The sequence below is a fragment of the Kocuria palustris genome (assembly GCF_007666205.1).
Classification (GTDB): domain Bacteria; phylum Actinomycetota; class Actinomycetes; order Actinomycetales; family Micrococcaceae; genus Kocuria; species Kocuria palustris_A.
The window spans coordinates 341,883-363,087 of sequence record NZ_VDOR01000003.1 but is presented as its reverse complement, the minus strand read 5'-3'; the positions used below and the strand labels follow the sequence as shown (position 1 = coordinate 363,087).

Annotated in this window: 16 protein-coding genes and 1 other RNA gene; 9 read left to right on the top strand and 8 right to left on the bottom strand. The window is 71.8% G+C overall.

Features of this window, described 5'->3' with window-relative positions; translation table 11 throughout:
- The first annotated feature begins 46 nt into the window (after nucleotides 1-46).
- Genes FSY66_RS05815 through FSY66_RS05805 form a run of 3 tightly spaced genes read left to right on the top strand, consistent with a single transcriptional unit; the run spans nucleotide 47 to nucleotide 4,457 of the window.
- A complete protein-coding gene (locus FSY66_RS05815; RefSeq protein ID WP_144792117.1) occupies nucleotides 47-2,245 on the top strand; it encodes a 3-hydroxyacyl-CoA dehydrogenase NAD-binding domain-containing protein in 2,199 nt (732 codons plus the stop codon).
- Nucleotides 2,242-3,276: a CoA transferase gene (locus FSY66_RS05810; RefSeq protein WP_144792115.1), complete on the top strand. Its 1,035-nt coding sequence runs from the start codon at nucleotides 2,242-2,244 to the stop codon at nucleotides 3,274-3,276. Before FSY66_RS05815 ends, FSY66_RS05810 begins: the two co-directional genes overlap by 4 nt.
- The gene (locus FSY66_RS05805) at nucleotides 3,273-4,457 is read left to right on the top strand and encodes an acyl-CoA dehydrogenase family protein (RefSeq protein WP_144792113.1); all 1,185 of its coding nucleotides are present in this window, start codon (nucleotides 3,273-3,275) and stop codon (nucleotides 4,455-4,457) included. Before FSY66_RS05810 ends, FSY66_RS05805 begins: the two co-directional genes overlap by 4 nt.
- 31 nt (nucleotides 4,458-4,488) lie before the next feature.
- Here the strand turns inward: FSY66_RS05805 and FSY66_RS05800 are convergent, their stop codons facing one another.
- From FSY66_RS05800 to FSY66_RS05780, 5 genes are all read right to left on the bottom strand, one after another.
- On the bottom strand, nucleotides 4,489-6,432 hold the full coding sequence (locus FSY66_RS05800; RefSeq protein WP_144792111.1) for an acyltransferase family protein: 1,944 nt from the start codon (nucleotides 6,430-6,432) through the stop codon (nucleotides 4,489-4,491).
- 166 nt (nucleotides 6,433-6,598) lie between these two features.
- Nucleotides 6,599-6,895 (bottom strand): antibiotic biosynthesis monooxygenase family protein, encoded by a 297-nt coding sequence (locus tag FSY66_RS05795; RefSeq protein ID WP_144792109.1) that lies wholly within the window; start codon nucleotides 6,893-6,895, stop codon nucleotides 6,599-6,601.
- Between the two features lie 90 nt (nucleotides 6,896-6,985).
- Nucleotides 6,986-8,002: an agmatinase gene (gene speB / locus FSY66_RS05790; protein ID WP_144792107.1), complete on the bottom strand. Its 1,017-nt coding sequence runs from the start codon at nucleotides 8,000-8,002 to the stop codon at nucleotides 6,986-6,988.
- A 33-nt stretch (nucleotides 8,003-8,035) separates the two neighbouring features.
- A complete protein-coding gene (locus tag FSY66_RS05785) occupies nucleotides 8,036-9,724 on the bottom strand; it encodes a flavin monoamine oxidase family protein (RefSeq protein ID WP_396350880.1) in 1,689 nt (562 codons plus the stop codon).
- Nucleotides 9,721-11,280 carry an APC family permease gene (locus FSY66_RS05780; RefSeq protein WP_144792105.1) on the bottom strand — a complete coding sequence of 520 codons (1,560 nt, stop codon included), beginning with the start codon at nucleotides 11,278-11,280 and terminating at the stop codon, nucleotides 9,721-9,723. The genes FSY66_RS05785 and FSY66_RS05780 overlap by 4 nt, the downstream gene beginning before the upstream one ends.
- 228 nt (nucleotides 11,281-11,508) lie before the next feature.
- Between FSY66_RS05780 and FSY66_RS05775 the strand changes: the two genes are divergently transcribed.
- A complete protein-coding gene (locus FSY66_RS05775) occupies nucleotides 11,509-13,107 on the top strand; it encodes a PucR family transcriptional regulator (RefSeq protein WP_144792103.1) in 1,599 nt (532 codons plus the stop codon).
- Here FSY66_RS05775 and FSY66_RS05770 read toward each other — a convergent pair.
- Nucleotides 13,083-13,880: a nitrilase-related carbon-nitrogen hydrolase gene (locus tag FSY66_RS05770; protein ID WP_144792101.1), complete on the bottom strand. Its 798-nt coding sequence runs from the start codon at nucleotides 13,878-13,880 to the stop codon at nucleotides 13,083-13,085. The two genes, FSY66_RS05775 and FSY66_RS05770, sit on opposite strands and share 25 nt — an antisense overlap.
- Before the next feature lie 26 nt (nucleotides 13,881-13,906).
- Nucleotides 13,907-15,238 carry a 4-aminobutyrate--2-oxoglutarate transaminase gene (gene gabT, locus FSY66_RS05765; RefSeq protein ID WP_144792099.1) on the bottom strand — a complete coding sequence of 444 codons (1,332 nt, stop codon included), beginning with the start codon at nucleotides 15,236-15,238 and terminating at the stop codon, nucleotides 13,907-13,909.
- A gap of 203 nt (nucleotides 15,239-15,441) precedes the next feature.
- On the opposite strand from gabT, the gene FSY66_RS05760 reads away from it, so the two are divergent.
- Nucleotides 15,442-16,299, top strand: a complete 858-nt coding sequence (locus tag FSY66_RS05760) for a LysR family transcriptional regulator (RefSeq protein ID WP_260853495.1) — start codon at nucleotides 15,442-15,444, stop codon at nucleotides 16,297-16,299.
- Nucleotides 16,300-16,314: 15 nt separating this feature from the next.
- On the opposite strand, the gene FSY66_RS12540 is transcribed toward FSY66_RS05760, so the two are convergent.
- Entirely contained in the window at nucleotides 16,315-16,764 is a 450-nt protein-coding gene (locus FSY66_RS12540; protein WP_186304437.1) for a hypothetical protein, read from the bottom strand.
- 181 nt (nucleotides 16,765-16,945) lie between these two features.
- Between FSY66_RS12540 and prfB the strand changes: the two genes are divergently transcribed.
- The 4 genes from prfB (at nucleotide 16,946) to FSY66_RS05740 (ending at nucleotide 21,196) form a co-directional block, all read left to right on the top strand.
- Entirely contained in the window at nucleotides 16,946-18,067 is a 1,122-nt protein-coding gene (gene prfB, locus FSY66_RS05755) for a peptide chain release factor 2 (RefSeq protein ID WP_144792090.1), read from the top strand.
- A 9-nt stretch (nucleotides 18,068-18,076) separates the two neighbouring features.
- A complete protein-coding gene (gene smpB / locus FSY66_RS05750; protein WP_144792088.1) occupies nucleotides 18,077-18,571 on the top strand; it encodes an SsrA-binding protein SmpB in 495 nt (164 codons plus the stop codon).
- Between the two features lie 144 nt (nucleotides 18,572-18,715).
- Nucleotides 18,716-19,084: a transfer-messenger RNA gene (gene ssrA, locus FSY66_RS05745) on the top strand.
- A gap of 267 nt (nucleotides 19,085-19,351) precedes the next feature.
- A complete protein-coding gene (locus FSY66_RS05740) occupies nucleotides 19,352-21,196 on the top strand; it encodes a BCCT family transporter (protein ID WP_144792086.1) in 1,845 nt (614 codons plus the stop codon).
- Nucleotides 21,197-21,205 lie beyond the last annotated feature (9 nt).

Here is a 21,205-nt window from a genome sequence, read left to right as displayed (position 1 = left end):
CCGACCACTCCGCCAGGTCCGCACGAGCCCCGAAGGAACCAGCATCATGACACAGACCGACAGCGCAGCGACCGCCGATGACCGGACCATGATCGCGTGGGAGCGCGACGACGACCTCGTCGTCCTGACGATGGACGATCCCGACGCCGGCGTGAACACCATGAACGGCCCCTACCAGGACGCGCTCGAGGGGGCCCTGGCGCGGCTGGAGGCCGAGCGCGACTCGATCGCCGGTGTCGTGCTCACGAGCGGCAAGAAGGACTTCTTCGCAGGGGGAGACCTCAAGGCCCTGCGCGAGGCCGGCCCGGGGGACGCCCAGGAGATCTTCGCGCTGACCCAGCAGATCAAGTCCCCGCTGCGCAGGCTCGAGACGCTGGGGCTGCCGGTCGCGGCCGCGCTGAACGGCTCCGCCCTGGGAGGGGGCCTCGAGATCGCGCTGGCCTGCCATCACCGCATCTGCGCCGGCGACCCCCGCATCCGGCTGGGCCTGCCCGAGGTCACGCTCGGCCTGCTGCCCGGGGCCGGAGGCATCAGCCGGCTGACCCGCATGCTCGGCATCCGGACGGCCCTGATGGACTGGATCCTGCCGGGGACGCCGCGGCGCCCCGAGCAGGCTCTGGAGGCCGGGGTCATCGACGAGATCGTCGAGTCCCCCGAGGACCTGATCCCCGCCGCGAAGCGGTGGCTGCGCGAGCACGCCGGCGACGAGACCGCGACGCTGAAGCCCTGGGACGCCAAGGGCTTCCGGATCCCGGGCGGAGATCCGTCCCAGCCGTCGTTCGCCAGGGATCTGCCGGCCTTCCCCGCCCGACTGCGCCAGCAGCTCAAGGGCGCCGACCCCGAGGCTCCGCTGGCCGCTCTGAGCGCCGCGGTCGAGGGAGCCCAGGTCGACTTCGACACCGCGTGCCGCATCGAGTCCCGGTACTTCACCCGTCTGGTGACCGGGCCGACCTCGACGGCGATGATCCAGGCCTTCCACTTCGACCTGCAGGCGGCTCGCTCCGGACGCTTCCTGGGGCAGCGGTCGTCCGAGCCGCGGACCGTGAGCACGGTGGCCGTGCTGGGCGCGGGGATGATGGGAGCGGGCATCGCCTACGAGTGCGCTCGCGCGGGCATGACCGTGCACCTCAAGGACGCCTCCGCCGAGAAGGCCGAGAAGGGCCGGCAGCACAGCGAGTCCCTGCTCGAGAAGGCGGTGCAGCGCGGACGGATGACGCAGGACCGGGCCCAGGAGATCCTGGGGCGGATCCGCCCGACCGCCGAGGCCTCGGATCTGGCCGGGGCCGATGCCGTGATCGAGGCCGTGTTCGAGGACCATGCCCTGAAGTCCCGGGTGCTCGCCGAGGTCGAGTCGGTCGTGGGCCCCGAGACCCTGCTGTGCTCGAACACGTCGACGCTGCCGATCACCTCGCTGCAGCGGGATCGCGAGAGGCCGGCGGACGTCATCGGCCTGCACTTCTTCTCGCCCGTCGAGAAGATGAAGCTCGTCGAGATCATCAGCGGCGAGCAGACCTCCGCCGAGACGCTGGCGCGCGCCTACGACCTCTCGCAGCAGATCGGCAAGGTCGCGATCAGCGTGAACGACGGGCGGGGCTTCTACACCTCGCGCGTCTTCGGAACGCTGCTGCTGGAGGCCGTGGCCATGCTCGACGAGGGCGTGGACGCACGGACGATCGAGCGGCGGGCCGCCCAGGCGGGCTTCCCCGGCACCCCGCTGGCGATGTTCGACGAGATCTCGATGAACCTCATGCGCCACATCCGCGACAGCGAGCTGGAGGCCGCGAGGGCCGAGGGACGGCAGCGGCCGCAGGCGCCGGGGGAGGCGCTCGTGGATCGCATGGTCGACGAGTTCTCCCGCCCCGGCCGCTCCGCCGGCGCCGGCTTCTACGACTACCCCGAGGAGGGCGGCAAGCGGCTGTGGCCGGGGCTGCGCGAGCACTTCGCGCGCGGCACGCAGCTGCCGGCCCGCGACCTCCAGGACCGGCTGCTCTTCCGCATGGCGCTCGAGACGGCGGCCTGCTTCGAGGAGGGGGTTCTCACGGACACCGCCTCGGCCAACATCGGGGGCCTCCTCGGCATCGGCTTCCCGCCGACCACCGGCGGGCCCGCGACCTTCATGACCCGCTACGAGGGCGGGCTGGAGGGCTTCGTCGCCCGCGCCGACGAGCTGGCGGGAGCCTACGGAGCCCGGTTCGCCCCCTCGGACTGGCTGCGGGAGCGGGCCGGGGCGGGGACCCTGGCATGAGCGGCGCACCCGGTCCCCGCACGGCGACCGAGCACGATGCCGCCGAGCCGAGCAAGGAGCGCGGGGCGCTGGAGGGCATCGTCGTCGTCTCGATCGCGCTCAATCTGCCCGGGCCCGTCGCGGCAGACCGGCTGAGGCGGCTCGGCGCGTCCGTGACCGCCGTCGTGCCCCCGTCGGGGGATCCGGTGCAGCGCCTGCTGCCCGGGCTGTTCGACCACCTCCACCGCCATCAGCAGCTGCTCACCCTGGATCTGAAGTCCCCCGAGGGGCAGCAGGACATGGAGGGGCTGCTGGCGGAAGCCGATGTGCTGCTGACCTCGTCGCGCTCGCAGGCGCTGCGACGGCTGGGCCTGGACGCCGAAGCCGTCCGCCGACGCCATCCGCGGCTGTGCCAGGTCGACATCGTGGGCTTCCCCGGGGCCGACTCGGATCGCCCCGGCCACGACCTGAACTTCCAGGCCGGCTCCGGGCTGCTCGAGCCCGATCGGCTGCCGTCGACGCTCGCGGCCGACATGCACGGGGCCGAGCAGGCCGTCAGCGCCGTGCTGGGCTGCCTGCTCGCCCGGCAGCGTGCCGACGCCGCCGAGACGTCGGGAGCCGCTGCGGACGGGGTCCACGCGGAGGTCGCCCTGAGCGAGGCCGCGCGCGACCTGGCCGTGCCGGTGCGGTGGGGGATGGTCCGCGAGGACTCGCCGCTGGGCGGGGCCAGCCCCTACTACGGGATCTATCCCGCCGCCGAGGGGCATGTGGCCGTGGCGGCCCTCGAGCCCCATTTCGCCGACGCCCTGGACCGGGAGAGCCGGATCGATGCGGACGCGGATGTGCGCCCCCAGCTGAGCCGGTTCTTCGCCCGCCGCAGCGCACGGGAGTGGGAGGAATGGGGCGCCCGCGCAGGAGTCCCGATCACCGCCCTGGCCGACCCGCGGCGGGCCGATCCCGGGGGCGCGCCCCCAGAGGCCGGCGCCAGGAGCACATGCACGGAGTCCTCCTCGACCGGGGAGGAGCCCACCCGAGAAGGAGGCCCGAGATGACGGGACAGCACGGCATCGAGATCGCGGATCTGCCGGAGGCGGACCTGCTGGAGCACAGCAGCACGCTGCCCCGGGAGCAGCAGGCGCGGCTGCGGGAGCTGCGGGAGTTCCTGGACGCGGAGATCCGCCCGCACACCGCGCAGCACTGGACGCGCGACGAGTTCGCGCCCGAGCTGGCCGCCAAGTGCGGGGAGTTCGGGCTGGGCGATCTGCGCGGGCCCGACACGGATGCGGTCTTCCGCGGGTTCGTCTCCGCGGAGCTGGCGCGCGCGGACATCTCCATGAGCGTCTACCTGGCTCTGCACAGCGATCTCGTGATGGCCACGATCGACGAGCTCGGCTCCGAGGAGCAGAAGCAGCAGTGGCTTCCCGGGATGCGGCGCATGGAGTACACGGGCTGCTTCGCCCTGACCGAGCCGGACCACGGCTCGGACGTGGCAGGTGGCATCGCGACCACCGCGCGGCTCGAGGGCGAGGAGTGGGTGCTCAACGGCGCCAAGCGCTGGATCGGCAACGCGACGATCGCGCGCATCGCGATCGTCTGGGCCCGGGACGAGGCCGACGGCCAGGTCAAGGGGTTCATCGTGGAGACCGACACCCCGGGCTTCACCGCGACCAAGATCGAGCACAAGATCGCCGTGAAGATCGTGCAGAACGCCGACATCGCGCTCGAGGAGGTCCGCATTCCCCGGGGGCACCATCTCCCCGGCGCCCGCAGCTTCAAGGACACCAATGTGATCCTGGAGCAGTCCCGGGCGGGGCTGGCGTGGCAGTCGGTCGGTGCGCAGATGGCGATCTTCGAGGTCGCCCGTCGCTACGCCGTCGAGCGGCAGCAGTTCGGCCGCCCGCTCGCGGCCTTCCAGCTGACCCAGGACCACCTGGTGCGGATCGCGGCCAACACGGCCGCGTCGATCGGGCTGGCCCACCGGACCAGCGTCCTGCGGGAGCAGGGCCGGATGTCCATGAGCCAGGCCGCCCTGGCCAAGCTGAAGACCTCCGAGATGGCCCGCGAGTCCGCCGCACTGGGACGCCAGCTCATGGGCGGCAACGGCATCCTCGCGGACCGGGAGATGGGCAAGATCTTCAGCGACGTCGAGGCGATCTTCACGTACGAGGGCGCCCATGAGGTCAACACGCTCATCGTGGGGCGGGCGCTGACCGGGGTGTCGGCCTTCGTGTGACCGCCGCCGACGGCAGAGGGGGGGCAGTGCCTCAGCCGTCGAACCCGTGGATCGCGGCGTCGACCGTCTCGGCCCACACCTCGGCCCCCTGCCGGCCGGGGTGGACGCCGTCGGGCGCCATGTCCGGGACGTCCTCGGCCGCCTCGTCCCATGCCGCCACGCGGACGCTGTCCGGATGCGCGGCCGCGTAGTCGCGCATGACCTGGGCCGCGCCGGGGATCCAGGGCCGATCGCCGTACGGGGTCACGAGGACGAAGCGATGTCCGGGGCCGGCGGCGCGCACCGCGGCATCGAGCTCGTCCTCGGTGAAGGAGCCGTTGGTCCCGAGAGCCAGCACGACGGTGCGCTTCAGCCGATCCTGCGAGGCCAGGGTCCGCACGGTGCCCTCGGCCGTGCTCATCTGCTGCCCGACCTCGGCGTCGATCACCGCGCCCGGATGCGCCTCGAGCACCTCGGGCGAGGCAGCCACCGTCACGGAGTCGCCGATGACCACGACGCCGTCCTGCGCCTCGTCCGCGGGGGCGCCGTGGTCATCGGCCCCCTGGGCCCCGGGGCCCGGGGCAGGCTCGGCGGACTCTCCCGGGACGGGATCCGGCGACCGGTCCCCGTTCTCTGCGGAGCTGTCGGCGGAGGCGTCCTCCAGGTCGTGCTGCAGCGCCTCGAGCCGCTGCTGCTGCTGGGTCTGCGTCGGCGCCGTGGCCACCGCGTACCCGGTCAGCGCCACGAGCAGGGCCGCCGACACGACCCCTGCGATCAGCAGGCCGCGCCCGCGCCGCCGGAGCTCGCCGAGCGCACCCCGGAAGCCGCGCCGCAGCACCGGTGTCTCGACCCAGCGGAAGGACAGCTCGGCGGCCAGGGCGCTGCCGCCGATCACGAGGCCCGCGCGGGCCCAGAACAGACCCGGCTCGATCGCGCCGCCGCTGCGGTCGGGCAGCCAGGCCTGCACGAGCACGATCAGCGGCCAGTGCCACAGGTAGAGCGCGTAGGAGCGCTGAGCGAGCCAGCGCACCGGCGCCATGAGCAGCTCGGGCGGCCGGGCCTCGGCGGCCGCCCCCGTCGTGCCCCAGCGCACCACGACGGCCGCGGCCAGGGTGAAGACGAAGATGCCGCCCAGCTGGGGCAGCGGCGATGTGTCCCGCAGCACGACGAGACCCGCGAGCATGACCGCCAGCGCGATCAGGACGGGGGCCCGCCGGCCGGCCGCGGACACAGCCGGGCCGGAGCGCGGCATCGCGGCCACGAAGGCCCCCAGCAGCAGTCCGCCGGCGTGGGTCAGGGTGTTGAGGTGCGCCTGGTCGTGGTCGCCGGTGAGCAGGAGGACCACGGCCATGGCGACGGCCGAGGACACAGCGCCGGCCAGTGCGAACCGGGCCGCGGCGACGGGCAGCGACAGCCTCGGGCGGCTGCCGCGGCGGAAGGCGCCGGCCAGCAGGAGCAGCACGAGCGGCCAGACGAGGTAGAACTGCTCCTCGACGGCCAGCGACCACATGTGCTTGAGCAGCTGCGGGGCGCCGTCGTCGAAGTACGTGGCGCCCGTGGCCAGCTGGACCCAGTTGGCGGTCGAGGTCAGCGCGCCGGCGACCTGCCGGCCCAGCATGACCCGGGCATCGGGCGGGGCGGCCAGCGCCAGGGAGCACACCGTCACGAGCATGACCGCGAAGGCCGGGAAGAGGCGGCGCAGCCGCTTGAGGTAGAACTCCCGCAGGAAGCCGCCGACGCCGCGCGAGCCGTCCTGCGCTCCCGGCCGCTCCCGGGCGATGCGCCCGAGCAGGCCGCGGGTGATGAGGAATCCCGAGAGCACGAAGAACAGATCGACGCCGAGGAACCCCGACGGCACCGTCGCGGGCGCCAGGTGGTAGGCGACCACCAGGACGATGGCCGCCGCTCGGACCATATCCAGGACGGGGAAGTGCGGTGCCCTCGAGGCCGGCGGCGCCGCGGCCGTCGGCCTCGAGGGCGCGAGGGCTGAGCTCATGGCTGCGCGAGGCTCCGTGCTGCATCGGGGCTGCGCCCGGGAAGGGCGCGATGACGCGAGCACGATACGACGGCCGAGCCCGATGCACTGCTGGATCGGGCGCGGCCGCTGCTAATGAGATCGAATCGATATGAACCTTGCGATCCGGATCACGTCCGGGGCGCGCTCAGGCGTCGAGGTCCACGACCTCGAACTCGAGCAGCTCGGCCTGCGAGCTCACGGGCTGCCGGCCGGTGCTCTCGTGCGACGGCTGCCGCTGGGAGCGCCACGCCTCGAAGGACTCCTCGTCGCGCCAGCGGGTCACCACGAAGTAGCGGGACTCCCCGGCGGTGGGGCGCAGCAGCTCGAAGCCCTCGAAGCCGTCAGCGCCGTCGACCGAGTGCTTCCGCGCGGCGAAGCGCTTCTCGAGCTCGGGGCCGGCGCCCTCCGGGACGCTGAGGACGTTGATCTTCACGACGGACATGCGGCGCTCTCCTTCGATCTCGCGGTGCTGCGACGACCCCAGGATAGGTCCGGCCGGGCGAGGCGGTGCGCCTGCGCCCGGCCGGTCGGCTCAGCCGCCGTAGACATTGCCGGACTCCCCGTAGGCCGGCCCTCCCTTCTCGGCGCCGGCGCCGAGCGCGAGCAGCGACATGAACTCGTAGACCACGTGGGCCGCGGCGAGCCCGGTGAGCTCGGCGTGGTCGTAGGGCGGGGAGACCTCGACGACGTCGGCGCCGATCAGGTTCAGCCCTCGCAGCCCGCGCAGGATCTCGAGCAGCTCGCGCGAGGTCATGCCGCCCGGCTCGGGGGTGCCCGTGCCCGGGGCGTGCGCCGGATCCAGCACGTCGATGTCCAGCGACACGTAGAGCGGGCGATCGCCCACCCTCCGGCGCAGCATGGCCACGACCTCGTCGGGGCCCATGCGCATCACGTCGTTGCTGGTCACGATGCCGAAGCCGAAGCGGGAGTCGTCGTCGAGGTCCTGCGTGCCGTAGAGGGGGCCGCGGGTCCCCACGTGGCACAGCGCGTCGGTGTCCAGCAGGCCCTCCTCGAAGGCCCGGCGGAACGGGGTGCCGTGGGTGTACTCGGCCCCGAAGTACGTGTCCCACGTGTCCAGGTGGGCGTCGAAGTGCAGCAGGGCCACGGGGCCGTGCTTCTTCGCGTGGGCCCGCAGCAGCGGCAGGGCCAGGGTGTGGTCGCCGCCGATCGTGATGATCGAGGTGTCGTCGGCCAGGAATGAGGCCGCGGCCTCCTGTGCGGCGCGCAACCCGTCCTCGATGTCGAAGGCGTTGATGGCCACGTCGCCGGCGTCGGCCACCTGCTTGGCGGCGAAGGGGGACACCGACTGGGCCGGGTTGAACGGCCGCAGCAGCCGCGAGGACTCCCGCACGTGCGTGGCCCCGAAGCGAGCACCGGGGCGGTAGGAGACGCCGGTGTCGAAGGGCATGCCGACCACGGCGACGTCGGCGTGATCGACGTCCTCGATCCGGGGCAGGCGGGCGAAGGTGCCCAGCCCGGCGTAGCGCGGGGTCAGAGCGGCGTTGACGGGGCCGATGCGGCCGTTCTCGTTGACGCGGGGATGATCCATGACAGGTCCTTCCTGTGGTGGGTGCAGGGCGGTTCAGTCCAGGGCAATGGGGCCGTACTCGTCGAGCAGGTCGCCCGGGCCGGGGTTCTCGGTGGCGGAGGAGCCGCCGAGGTGGCGCACGACGCCCCAGGCCGCGTTCAGCGCGGTCTGCACGGCGCCCTCGGCCCAGCCGGCCGTCCACGAGATGTCGTCGCCGGCCAGGAAGATCCCGCGCTGGTGCTCCGGCAGGTCGTCCTGCTTGAAGTGGGTGAACAGGCGCCGCTGGTAGCGGTAGTGCCCCGGCAGATTGGCCTTGAACGCGCCCATGAAGTTGGGATCGGACTCCCACGAGACCGTGATCGGCTGCCCCACGATGTGCCCGGCGATGTCGACGTCCGGGTAGATCTGCTTGAGCGAATGCAGCATCAGCTCCACGCGCTCGTCGGCATCCAGCGAGAGCCACTTCATGGCGTCGTCGTTCCAGGTGTACGACAGCAGGATCACAGCGGGCTTGTCGTCGCCGTCGTCGAGGAGGTAGGTCGCGCGGTTGAGCCGGTCCGTGAGCGTCATGGACAGGGTGTCGCGGCCCGTCTGCGGGTCGACGTCCTTCCAGAAGGGGCGATCGACCATGACGAACGTCTTGGAGGACTGCATGTAGTGCGAGCGCTCCAGGGCGGTCCACATGGGGGCGGGGAACAGCGACTCCTGGGTGTCGATCCGGGTGGAGAGCAGCCACGACTGGCACGAGGTCACGACGGCCGCGAAGCGGCGCGTGCGGCCCCAGCGCTCGGTGACCTCGAGCTCGCCCGTGGTCTCGTCGCGGCGGATCGCGCTGACGGTGCCGGCGGGCGCGCCGCCGTGCAGCGACTGCAGGCTCGTGCCTGCCGGCCAGTGCACGAGCTGCCCCGGGACGTGGCGCCACAGCCGCTCGGGCAGCTGCTGCGCGCCGCCGAGGATGCGGCGGTGGCCGTCGTCGGCATCGGTGTAGACGACGCGGAGGATCTCCAGGATGGAGTTCGGGAAGTCGGTGTCCCAGCCGCCCGTTCCGAAGCCGACCTGCCCGAAGGCCTCGCGGTGGGCGAAGCCGGCCTCCTTGAAGGCCTTCGACCCGGCGATGAAGCCGTAGAAGGTCTGCTCGTCCATGCGGGGGAGCAGCTCGTTCCAGATCTCCTTGATCCGCGCGGTGTCCCGGTCGCGGATCGCGTCCTTCATGCGCTCGGCCGCCGCGTCGTCGTCGATCGCGGACTGCCAGGCGCGGGCCACCTCGTCGAAGAACTCGGGCAGCTCGTCGGGCGTGCGGGCGTAGTGCGCCTGCCCGCCGAGCTCGATCACCGTCGACGGCGTGACGTCGGACAGCGGGTTCGGGAACGCCTCGGTCTCGAGGCCGACCAGGTCGATGTAGTGGTAGAGCGCGCGCCCCGAGACGGGGAAGCGCATGCCGCCCAGATCCGCCACGACCTCGGGGGCGGCGTCGAAGCCGGCGGTCTTGAGGCGCCCGCCGATCTGACCGGCCTCGTAGACGACGGGGCGCAGGCCGAGCTTCATGAGCTCGTAGGCGGTGATCAGCCCGGAGAGCCCGGCGCCGATCACGGCGACCTCGGTGCCGTGCATGTCCTCGGGGACCCGGCCCAGACCCGCGGGATGCTGCAGGTAGTGGTCGTAGCTGAACGGGAAGTCCGGGTTCAGCATGGTCAGGGGGCGCGGATCGCCGCCCTCCATCGGGTGCTCGGTGGCAGTGGTCACGAATCTCGTCCTTCCTGGTCGCGGCGGCGCGGTGCGCCGATCTGGGAGGGGCCGTCGGCGGCGGCGTAGTCGATGGGTCCGGTGGCGGGGTGGGGCTCGGCCATGAGCGCGCGGTACTCGTCCTCGGGCATGCGCCCCACCAGGGAGTGCCGGCGGCTGTAGGCCAGGTAGATCGCGATCCCCACGGCCATCCAGAGCAGGAACACGATCCAGGTCACGCCGCTGAGCTGGGTCATCAGCGCAGCGCAGATGAGGGCGCCCAGGACGGGGGTCAGGGGGAACAGGGGCAGGCGGAAGCTGTCACGGCTCATGGGCTCGCGCCGGCGCAGCAGGATCACGGAGATGTTCACCAGCATGAAGGCGAAGAGGGCGCCGATGCTCGTCGCGTTGGCGAGCTCGCCCAGCGGGATCAGCCCTGCGGTCACGGCCACGGCCCCGCCGACGATCAGCGTGTTGGCCACCGGCGTGGCGGTGCGCGGGGAGACGCGCTGGAAGATCTGCGGGACCATCCCGTCGCGGGACATCGACATCAGGATGCGGGTCTGGCCGTAGAGCACGGTCAGCACCACGGAGACGATCGCGACCACGGAGGAGACGGCGAAGAGGAGGCCGGGCCAGCGGGAGCCGGTGATCTCGTCGAGGATGTGCACCAGCGGGGCCTCGGAGCCCTCGAACCACTGCCAGGGGCGGGCGCCGACGGCCGCGACGGCCACCAGGACGTAGAGGGCCGTGATGACCACCATGGAGATCACGATCGAGCGCGGCAGGTCCCGCTTGGGGTTGCGGGCCTCCTCGCCGGCGGTCGAGGCGGCGTCGAAGCCGATGTAGGAGAAGAAGACGACGGCGGCCGCACCGGTCACGCCGCTGATGCCCATGGGCAGCAGGGGCTCGAAGTTCCCGGAGTCGAAGGCCGTGAAGGCCACGATGATGAAGAAGACCAGGATCGCGATTTTGATCAGGACCATCACGACGTTGGTCAGCGAGGACTCGCGAGCCCCGCGCACCAGCAGGATCGTGGCGAAGACGACCACGAGGACGGCGGGGAGGTTGATGACCCCGCCCTCGGAGGGCGCGCCGGTGAGGGCCTCGGGCAGCGAGGCGCCGAAGTCGGCCAGCGTCTCGTTGACGTACTGGCTCGAGCCGACGGCCACGGCGGCCACGGAGACCGCGTACTCCAGCACCAGGCACCAGCCGCACACCCAGGCCAGTCCCTCGCCCATGGTCGCGAACGAGTACGAGTAGCTCGATCCGGAGACCGGGACGCGGCCGGCGAGCTCGGCATAGGACAGCGCGGACAGCAGCGCGGCGAAGCCGGCGATGACGAAGGAGATCCACACGGCGGGCCCGGCCATCGGCACGGACTCGCCGAGGATCACCAGGATGCCGGTGCCCAGGGTCGCGCCGATGCTGATCATCGTCAGCTGGAGCACGCCGAAGGTGCGCGCGAGCTCATTGCCCTCCTCGTCGGCTCCGCTCTCGCGGCGGAACAGCGGCAGCGGCTTGCGGCGGCGCAGCTGGTCTCCGAGCGGCAGGCGCTCGGCTGGTGCATCGGCCATGGGGATTCCCTTCTCCGGCGGATCGAGTGCCACTCTAGGGACGTGACCCGCATCTCATGGTGGGATGATCTGTCGTGAGATCCGTCGTCCGAGGGCGATCTGCACCATAGCCGGTGGCGTGCGGCCCGGATCTCGGGTGGCCGCGACGCGTCACGGGCCGGTCGCGCAGACCGGCCCGCGGGCCGGCCGCGAGCATGTCAGGGCAGTCCGCATCAGGAGGTCGGTTCCATGGGCTCATCGTTCGAGTCCCCGCTCGTCGCCGTGACGCTGGACGGTCTGCTGCGTGCTCTGCCGGCCTCGGTGCGCGTGCTGCATCCCGGGCGCGGCGGGGCCGTCGTCACGTGGGTCGGGCCGAGCGAGCTCGACGACCCGGTGCCGTTCCTGGTCCCCGGGGAGGTGCTGCTCACCTCGGGCATGCCGTTCCGCTCGCCGGCGCAGGACGGCGGCGAGCCGCAGATCGCGGACGAGACCGCGGCGGATCGCTACGTCGCCTCGCTGGCCCGGGCCGAGGTCCGGGCCCTGGGCATCGGCCTGGCGCCGCATCACGACCGGACTCCCGCCGGCGTGCTGGCGGCCTGCCGGCGCCACGGACTGGGGCTGTTCGAGGTCCCGCCCGAGGTCTCCTTCGCGGCCATCGGCCTGGTCTTCGCCCAGCTCATGGAGTCGGCCCGGGCCCGGGTGCTGCGCGACCTGCACGACAGCACCCGACGGCTGCTCGCGGCCTCCCTGAGCGAGCGCCCGGAGCACGGCGTCGTCGCGGCGCTGGCGCGCGGCGGAGTGGACTGGGCCGTGCTGCTCGGAGCGGACGGGCAGGTGCGTGCCGGGAGCAGCCCGGCCTCCTCCGATCAGCTCGCCCCTCTGGTCGAGCGGGTGCTGGGAGGCACCGGCGCTCGGCTGGAGATCGCGCGCTTCGAGGGGCTCGACGCCCCGGTCGTGGAGGCCCATCCGCTGCGTGCCGCCGGCGGCGACACCGTGGGCGTCCTCGCAGCCGGGTCGGGACAGCCGCTGGCTCCGTCCGCGGCGGGAACGGTGCGCGCGGCCGTCACGGTGCTCGAGGTGCTGCAGCGTCGGCGCCAGGGCCGGGCGGAGGCCGTCGGAGAGCTCGCGGCCCGGATGCTCCTGCGTGCCCCGGAGGCCGACGGCGCCGCGCCGGATCCGCTGATCCTGCGCAGCGCGGGTGCGGCGGACGGGTCACGGCTGCGGGTCGTCATGGGCCTGCCGCGGGAGCGGGCCGGGGGTGCCGTCGCGGCATCGTTCTGGGGCCACCTGCTCGACACGCCTCTGGTGGTCCCCGACGGCGAGGGGTTCACGGCCATCACCCGGGTCGACCCCTCGGCGGGAGCCGTGGCCGAGGCCAGGCGCCGCGACTGGCTGCTGGCCATCGGGGACCCGGTCGATGCGGGCCGTCTGCGGGAGGCCGCTGCACAGGTGCGGGCCGTGCGGGATCAGCTGCGGCGCAGCGATCGCAGCCTCCGGGTGGGGGAGCAGCCGCTGAGCGTCGCCTCCCTCCTCGGGCCCCGGGCGGGTGCGGCCCTGGCCCGCGAGCTGCTCGGCCCGCTGCTCGAGCCGACGCCCGCGGCGGCCGAGCAGCGGCGCGTGCTGTCCGCGTGGCTGGCCCGCGGCGGGGTCTGGGAGGCCGCGGCCCGCGACCTCGACCTGCACCGCAACACGGTCCGGCGCCAGATCGAGGCCATCGAGCACGAGCTCGGCCTGGACCTGACGGACATGTCCGTGCGCACGGACCTGTGGGTCGCGCTGCGCTTCGCCGACGACGCGGCCGGCCCGCCCGGCGGGGCCCGACCTCAGCCGCGCTCCCACCGGGTGTAGAGATCGGGCCGACGCCGGTCGAGATAGGGGATCTGGTCCCGGGCCCGGCGCAGGTCCTCGAGGTCGAGGTCCGCGACGATCAGCTCGGGCTCCTCGCCCGCGCGGGCCAGGTCGCGGCCGTGCGGCCCGGCGATGACGCTGCGCCCGTCGTAGCGGATCCCGTCCTCCGCACCGGCGTGATTCGAGTAGGCGACGATCGCGTGGTTCTCCAGCGCCCGGGCCCGCAGCAGCACCTCGGAGACCTCCGGGTAGCCCTCGGACATGGCCGTGGGCACCAGGACCACCTCGGCGCCGGCCACCGCGGCCGCCCGCACGATCTCGGGGAACTCGACGTCGAAGCAGATCACGATCGCGGTGGGGACCCCCAGCAGGTCCACGACCTGCGGCGCCTGGTCGGCCGGGACGAAGGACGCGGCCTCGTCCCCGCCGAACAGATGCACCTTGTCGTAGTCGAGCAGCACCTCGCCGTCGGCGCCGATCAGCGTGGCGCGGATGCGCCAGTCGTCCCCGTCCGCGGCGTGCGGATGGCTCACGACCACCGCGATCCCGAGGTCGGCGGCCGCGCGGCGGACGCGCTCGCGGGCACGGGCGATCTCCTGGGGATCGGCCGCGGCGCGCACGGCCCGCGGCGCGTAGCCGGTCAGGAAGAGCTCGGGGGTCACCAGCACGTCGGCGCCCTGCGCGGCGGCCCGCTCCATGGCCTCGAGCACCGTGCCGAGATTGGCCGCCACGTCGTTGACGATCGCCCGGTCCTGCAGCACCGCGAGCCGCATGCGCTCCTCCTCTCGCCCCGGCCGCCTCACGCGTTCGCGGCGAACGCCTCGTCGAGCACGTCCAGGGCCTCCTGCAGGAGGTCGTCGCCGATCACCAGCGGCGGGAGGAAGCGCAGGACGTTGCCGTACGTGCCGGCGGTGAGGGTGATGACGCCGGCGGCGTGGCAGGCCGCGTTGACAGCCTTGGTCAGCTCGGCATCCGGGGTCGTCGTGCCGGGCTTCACGATCTCGACGGCCATCATGGCGCCGCGGCCGCGGACCTCGCCGATGCAGTCGTGGGCCTCGGCGAGGCGGCCCAGGCGCTGCGTGAAGATCGCCTCGATCTCGCGGGCGCGGGCGGGCAGGTCCTCCTGCTCCATGGTCTCGATCGAGCCGAGGGCGGCGGCGCAGGCCACCGGGTTGCCGCCGTAGGTGCCGCCCAGTCCGGAGGCGTGCACGGCATCCATGATCTCGGCCCGGCCCGTCACGGCCGACAGCGGCAGGCCGCCGGCGATGCCCTTGGCGGTCGTGATCAGGTCCGGGACCACGCCCTCGTGCTCGCACGCGAACCAGTCGCCCGTGCGGCAGAAGCCGGTCTGGACCTCGTCGGCGATGAACACGATGCCGTTGTCGCGGCACCACGCCGCGATCTTCGCCAGCCAGCCCTCGGGCGGGACGATGAACCCGCCCTCGCCCTGGATGGGCTCGATGATCACGGCGGCGACGTTCTTGGCCCCCACCTGCGCGCTGACCGCGCTCGCGAAGGCCTCGAAGGCGTCCTCGGCCATGGTCTCGGCATCGCCGGTCCAGCGGTACGGGTAGGCCATCGGCATCCGGTGGATGTCCGAGGCGAACGGGCCGAAGCCGTCCTTGTACGGCATGTTCTTGGCGGTCAGGGCCATCGTGAGGTTCGTGCGCCCGTGGTACGCGTGGTCGAACGCGATCACGGCGGTGCGCCCGGTGTGGTGGCGGGCGATCTTGATCGCGTTCTCCACGGCCTCGGCGCCCGAGTTGAACAGCGCGGTGCGCTTCTCGTGATCGCCCGGGGTCACCTCGTTGAGCTTCTCCGCGACCTGCGTGTACTCCTCGTACGGCGTGACCATGAAGCACGTGTGGGTGAAGTCCTCGAGCTGGGCCTGGGCGCGCTCGACGACCCGCTGGGCGGAGGCCCCCACCGAGGTCACGGCGATGCCGGAGCCGAGGTCGATCAGCTGATTGCCGTCGACGTCGACGACGATCCCGCCGCCGGCCTTCTCGACGTAGACCGGGAGCCCGACGCCCACGCCGGCGGAGACCGCCTGCTTGGTGCGCTGATGCAGCTCCTGGCTCCTGGGGCCGGGGATGGCGGTGCGCAGCTCGCGCTTCTGCGGGATGGTCATGACTGCTCCCTGAACGACTCGTCGGTGCTGGTCCCGGCGGCCGCGCTCCGGCAGGGGAGCGCGGCCGTGCGAGGACCGGTGATGGAGACCACCTTCCGGCACCCGGCCTATGCTGTCCAATACCGGTTCTCGATGATCATCATGCTCGAACGGAATAGCGGGGTGGGGACGTGGAGCTGCGTGCGCTGAGGTGCCTGATCGCCGTGGCCGAGACCGGCACGGTGACGGCCGGAGCGGCGAGGCTGGGCATCGGCCAGCCGGCCGCCAGCCGCCAGATCCAGCAGCTCGAGCGGCGGCTGCGGGTGCGGCTCTTCGACCGGGATGGGCCCCGGATGCGCCTGACGGCGGCGGGCCGGCAGCTGCTGCCCCGCATCCGGGAGCTGCTGCAGGATGCGGACGACCTGCTCGCCGGGGCCGCGGATGCCGCGGCCGGGGCCCTGCAGAGCGTGCGGATCGCCGCGGCCGGGACCACCCGCGACGACGTCCTGGCGCCGTGGCTGGCCGCCTGGTCCCCGGAGGCGCCGCTCGCCTCCGTCGTCGAGGGCCCCGTGGACGAGCTGTATCCCGCGCTGCGGCGCGGGGCCGATCTGGCCGTGGCGCCGCTGGCCCCTCCGGCCGGGCTCGCCTCGATCGTCGTGGCCGAGCTGGGTCTGTGGGCCTATGCGCCGCCCGGGCATCCATGGGCGGGCGCCGGAGCGGTGACGGTGCAGGAGCTGGCCCGGGCCGATCTGCTGCTGCTCGAGCGGTCCTTCCACGCCCGGCGACGGCTCGACGCCGCGTTCGAGGCCGACGGCCTGGGGGTCGAGCCGCTGGCGGAGGTCGGCTCGCCCGTGATCGCCCAGGCGCTCGCGGCCTCGGGCCGCGGGATCTGCGTGCTCAGCGACGACCCGCGCTTCGGCCTGGTCCCCCTGGGGATCCGCGACGAGCGCGGGGAGCCCGTCACGATCCGCCTGCACGCGGCCTGGGTCGCGCAGCATCATGCGGCCGCCGCGCTGGAGTCGCTGGCACAGGACCTGCGTCGATTCGCCCGCCGGCGCTACCCGTCGTCGCCCGCGGGGTGACGGGCGGCGCTGTGCTCAGCTCTCGGGCAGCCGCGAGGACTCGGCGCGCAGCGGGTAGCGCTTCCACTGCCCGTCGCGCCAGTACCTGAGCTGCTTGATCTGGCGCAGGCCGGCGTCGGGGCAGGTGTTGATCCGGATCTGGTCCGTGACCAGGCGGTCCAGGGTGGCCAGGGCGATGTCCCGGTCCCGCCAGTCCTCGCCGCGGCGGGGGTCGATGATCTCCAGGACCGCGTCGATCCGGTCGACGATGTAGGTCGGCACGATGTCCACGCGCGCCCACTGGATCTTCTCCCGCGTGACCTGGGACCAGATCTCCCAGGTGTCCGTGCCGGACTCGTAGGCGTCGATCTTCCGCCGCAGGTCGATCATGTCGTCGACCACCTCTCCCTTGCGGCCCAGGTGCTTGCCGTCGGAGTCCAGCAGGTTCTCGACCAGCTTGAACGGGTTGATCGAAAAGGCGGGCATGCGAGCTCCTCGGGTCATGGGGCCGGCGGGGCGGATCCGCCGGGTCCATTGTGGCGCGTCCGGCCCGCGCTGTCTGCGCTCTCGGGGCGGGAAGTCGCCGTCGGCGCCGGCCCGTTCCGCGGGCGTCGGGGCCCGGGGGAGGAGGGCGGAGGGATGCGGGCATGAACTAGGCTGTGTCGTCATGGCCACCACAGACTTTCCCACGGAGATCAGCTCCCTGCGCGCCACCTACTCGTCCATCACCGAGGTCGTCGACATCGACGCCCTGCGCGCTGAGGTGGCGCAGCTCAACGAGCAGGCGGCCGCTCCCGACCTCTGGGACGACGTCGAGGGCGCCCAGAAGCTGACCTCGCGGCTCTCGCACAAGCAGTCGCAGCTCAAGCGGCTGGATGCGCTCGCCGAGCGCATCCAGGACATCGAGGTGATGGTGCAGCTCGCCGCGGAGGAGGACGACGCCGAGACCCTCGAGCTCGCCGACGAGGAGCTCGTGGCGGTCCGCAGGGACCTGCAGCAGCTCGAGATCACCACCCTGCTCTCGGGCGAGTACGACGAGCGCGATGCTGTCGTGACCATCCGCGCGGGCGCCGGCGGCGTCGATGCCGCGGACTTCGCCGAGATCCTCATGCGCATGTACCTGCGCTGGGCCGAGCGCCACGGCTACGCCACGAAGGTCCTGGACACCTCCTATGCCGAGGAGGCCGGGCTCAAGTCGGCGACCTTCGAGGTCAAGACGCCCTACGCGTTCGGCACCATGTCCGTCGAGGCCGGGACGCACCGCCTGGTGCGCATCTCGCCGTTCGACAACCAGGGGCGCCGGCAGACGTCGTTCGCGGCCGTCGAGGTCATCCCGCTGATCGAGTCGGACGACACCGTCGAGATCCCGGAGAACGACCTCAAGGTCGACGTCTTCCGCTCGTCGGGCCCCGGCGGGCAGTCCGTGAACACGACGGACTCGGCGGTGCGCATGACCCACATCCCCACCGGCATCGTGGTGTCCATGCAGAACGAGAAGTCGCAGATCCAGAACCGCGCGGCCGCGCTGCGGGTCCTGCAGTCCCGGCTGCTGCTGCAGCGCAAGCAGGAGGAGGACGCCAAGAAGAAGGAGCTCGCCGGCGACGTTAAGGCGTCGTGGGGCGATCAGATGCGCTCCTACGTCCTGAACCCGTACCAGATGGTCAAGGACCTGCGCACGAACCACGAGGAGGGCAATCCCTCGTCCGTGTTCGACGGCCAGATCGACGATTTCGTGGACGCAGGCATCCGCTGGCGCGCAGGCGCCACGCCGGATCCGTCCGAGGGGTGATACCGCCGCATGGCGACCAAGAAGAAGAAGCAGAACGACGACGGCCGGGAGATCGTCGCCAACAACAAGAAGGCCCGGCACGACTACGAGATCCTCGACACCTACGAGGCCGGTCTGGCCCTCATGGGCACCGAGGTGAAGTCGCTGCGGATGGGCCGGGCGACGCTGTCGGACGGCTACTGCGGCTTCGACCGCCGCGGCGAGCTGTGGCTCGAGAACGTGAACATCCCGGAGTACCTGCAGGGCTCCTGGACCAACCACTCGGCCAAGCGCCGCCGGAAGCTGCTGCTGCATGCCGCCGAGCTGGCCAAGATCGAGCAGAAGACCCGCGAGACCGGGTTCACGATCGTGCCGCTGAGCCTGTACTTCCGCGACGGCAAGCGGGTCAAGGTCGAGATCGGCGTGGCCCGCGGCAAGCGGGAGTTCGACAAGCGCCAGGCTCTGCGCGAGGCCCAGGACAAGCGCGAGGCCGAGCGCGCCATGCGCTACCGCAACATGCGCTGAGCCGTGACGGCGCTCAGCTCGCACCCCGTCTCCGGCGGCCGACGGGGTGCGGGGTGTTGTCGTCCGGGCCGGGGCGGCGTAGACTGTCATGTCCGGCGACGGCGCCTCCGGGTGCCGGGCCGGAGCTGGTTGACAACCGCATACGGGGATGATCGGTTTCGACGGTGTGAGTCGACTCCGGAGAAGCGGGCCGAGAACGCACAGTCATCTCGTTAATGTCCTGTGCAAACCAATAAGTGCCGAATCCAAGCGCACTGACTTCGCTCTCGCTGCCTGATTCAGCGATAGCAGTCTGTCAGCCCGAGGCCGCCTTCGCCCCGGTGTCTGGCATCAGCTAGAAGGCCACTGCTGCAGTCGTTCGTCGCGGACGGCTGGTGAACATTCACGCGACTGAGCCTGTTGGTCATAGGTGTGCTATAGGACCAGGGCTGAGAAAATCCACAGCACACTGCGCCCGGAGAAGTACGGAAGACACTGCACCGGACGGGGGTTCAATTCCCCCCATCTCCACCCTCCGCCGCCCCGGGACGATCTCCCGGAAGCGGCCGCGAGCGCCCTCGGACCTCCGGGTCCGGGGGCGCTTCTCATTGCGGCGGGCGACATCTGTGTGACTTCTCACGTATATGCGTCCCAGATCATGGCCTGGCGACCTGACATTCCGGCTCGGAGGTGTTTCCCTGGTACGGCACCCCAACTGATGATTCTCTGAGACTCGCCTGCCAAACCGCTGTCGCGCCCCCCATGTCGCAGACGGCCCGTGCGGCGGCGGGGAAGGAATGCATGGCTCACTCGACCGAGGAGACACATACCGCTGCCGGGCAGCAGCACGACGCACCGCCGCCCGACCCGCTCGATTCGCACCTGCGTCCGCAGCACCAGATCGCCGACTCGGACAGCGACGACCAGATCGCGGAGAAGCTGAGGAACCAGGGCGTGCGGCTGGGCAAGGGCAGCGTGGCGCCCGCCGTGTTCTGGCCCGCGCTGATCGTCGTCCTGGCCGTGTCCCTGATCGCGATCATCTTCCCGGGCTTCACCGACACGGTCCTGACCGGCACCCAGAACTGGATCGTCACCCACCTCAGCTGGTTCTACATGCTGGTGATGGCGATCTTCGTCGTGTTCGCCCTGTTCATGTGCTTCTCCAAGTACGGGCGGATCAAGCTGGGACGCGATGACGAGGAGCCGGAGTTCTCCTGGCTGTCCTGGTTCTGCATGCTCTTCGCCGCGGGCATGGGCGTCGGCCTGCTCTTCTACGGCGTGGCCGAGCCGCTGACGTACGCGACCTCCGACCCCAAGCCGGGCTGGGAGGGCGACACCGCCGAGCTCGCGCAGCTCGGCATGGCGCAGACCTTCGTGCACTGGGGCCTGCACCCGTGGGCCACCTACGCCGTGATCGGGCTGGCCTTGGCCTACGCGATCCACCGCCGCGGCCGCCCGGTCTCCATCCGCTGGGCCCTCGAGCCGCTGCTCGGCGAGAAGCGCGTGCAGGGCTGGATGGGCGACATCATCGACATCCTCGCCATCTTCGGCACGGTCGCCGGCGTGGCGACGTCGCTGGGCCTGGGCGTCCAGCAGATCGGCGCCGGCCTGGTGGCCATGGGCGTCGTGGACAATGCCGATCTCACGCTGCTGATCATCCTGATCGTCGTGATCACCCTGCTGGCCACGGCATCCGTCGTCAGCGGCCTGGGCAAGGGCATCAAGTGGCTGTCGAACATCAACCTGTCCCTGGCCGCGGTCCTGCTGATCTCGGTGCTGCTGCTGGGCCCGACCCTGTTCATCTTCCAGAACTTCATCCAGTCCATCGGCGTCTACCTGGCGAACGTGCTGAACATGACGTTCGACGTCGGCGCCTACGAGGGCGAGGCAGGGGCCACCTGGGGCTCGACCTGGACCATCTTCTACTGGGGCTGGTGGGTCTCCTGGGCGCCGTTCGTCGGCGTCTTCATCGCCCGCATCTCCCGCGGGCGCACCGTGCGCCAGTTCGTGAGCGGCGTGCTGCTGGTCCCCACGATCGTCGGCTTCTTCTGGTTCTCTGTCATGGGCGGCGCCGGTCTCTACAACGAGATCTTCGGCGACGCGGACCTCGTGGACCCGGAGGAGGGCGTGATCGCCGAGGAGTCGCTGTTCAACCTCCTCTCCGGCCTGCCGCTGGGCGGGATCCTGTCCGTGCTGGCGATCGTCGTCGTCGCGATCTTCTTCATCACGTCCTCGGACTCCGGCTCGCTGGTGGTCGACATGCTGGCCTCCGGCGGCCACCCGAACCCGCCGATCTGGTCGCGCGTCATGTTCTCGGTGCTCGAGGGCCTCATCGCAGCGGGTCTGCTGCTGGCCGGCGGCCTGGCCGCCATCCAGTCGGCGGCTCTGGCGACGGCTCTGCCGTTCAGCATCATCCTGCTGGGCATGGCCTGGGCCACCGTCCGGGCGATGAACGTGGACCTGAAGAAGAAGGAGCAGGAGGAGCTGGACGCTCGCTACACCCGGGTCACCGAGCGGATCTCGAAGGACTTCGACACCGCGTTCGGCGACAAGGTGGACTCGCGCGTCGACAACCGGATCGACTACCGGCTCTCCCGCACGACCGGGCCCGGCTCCGCCGGCGGCTCGTCCTCCGTGCGCAGGTGATGATCCCCT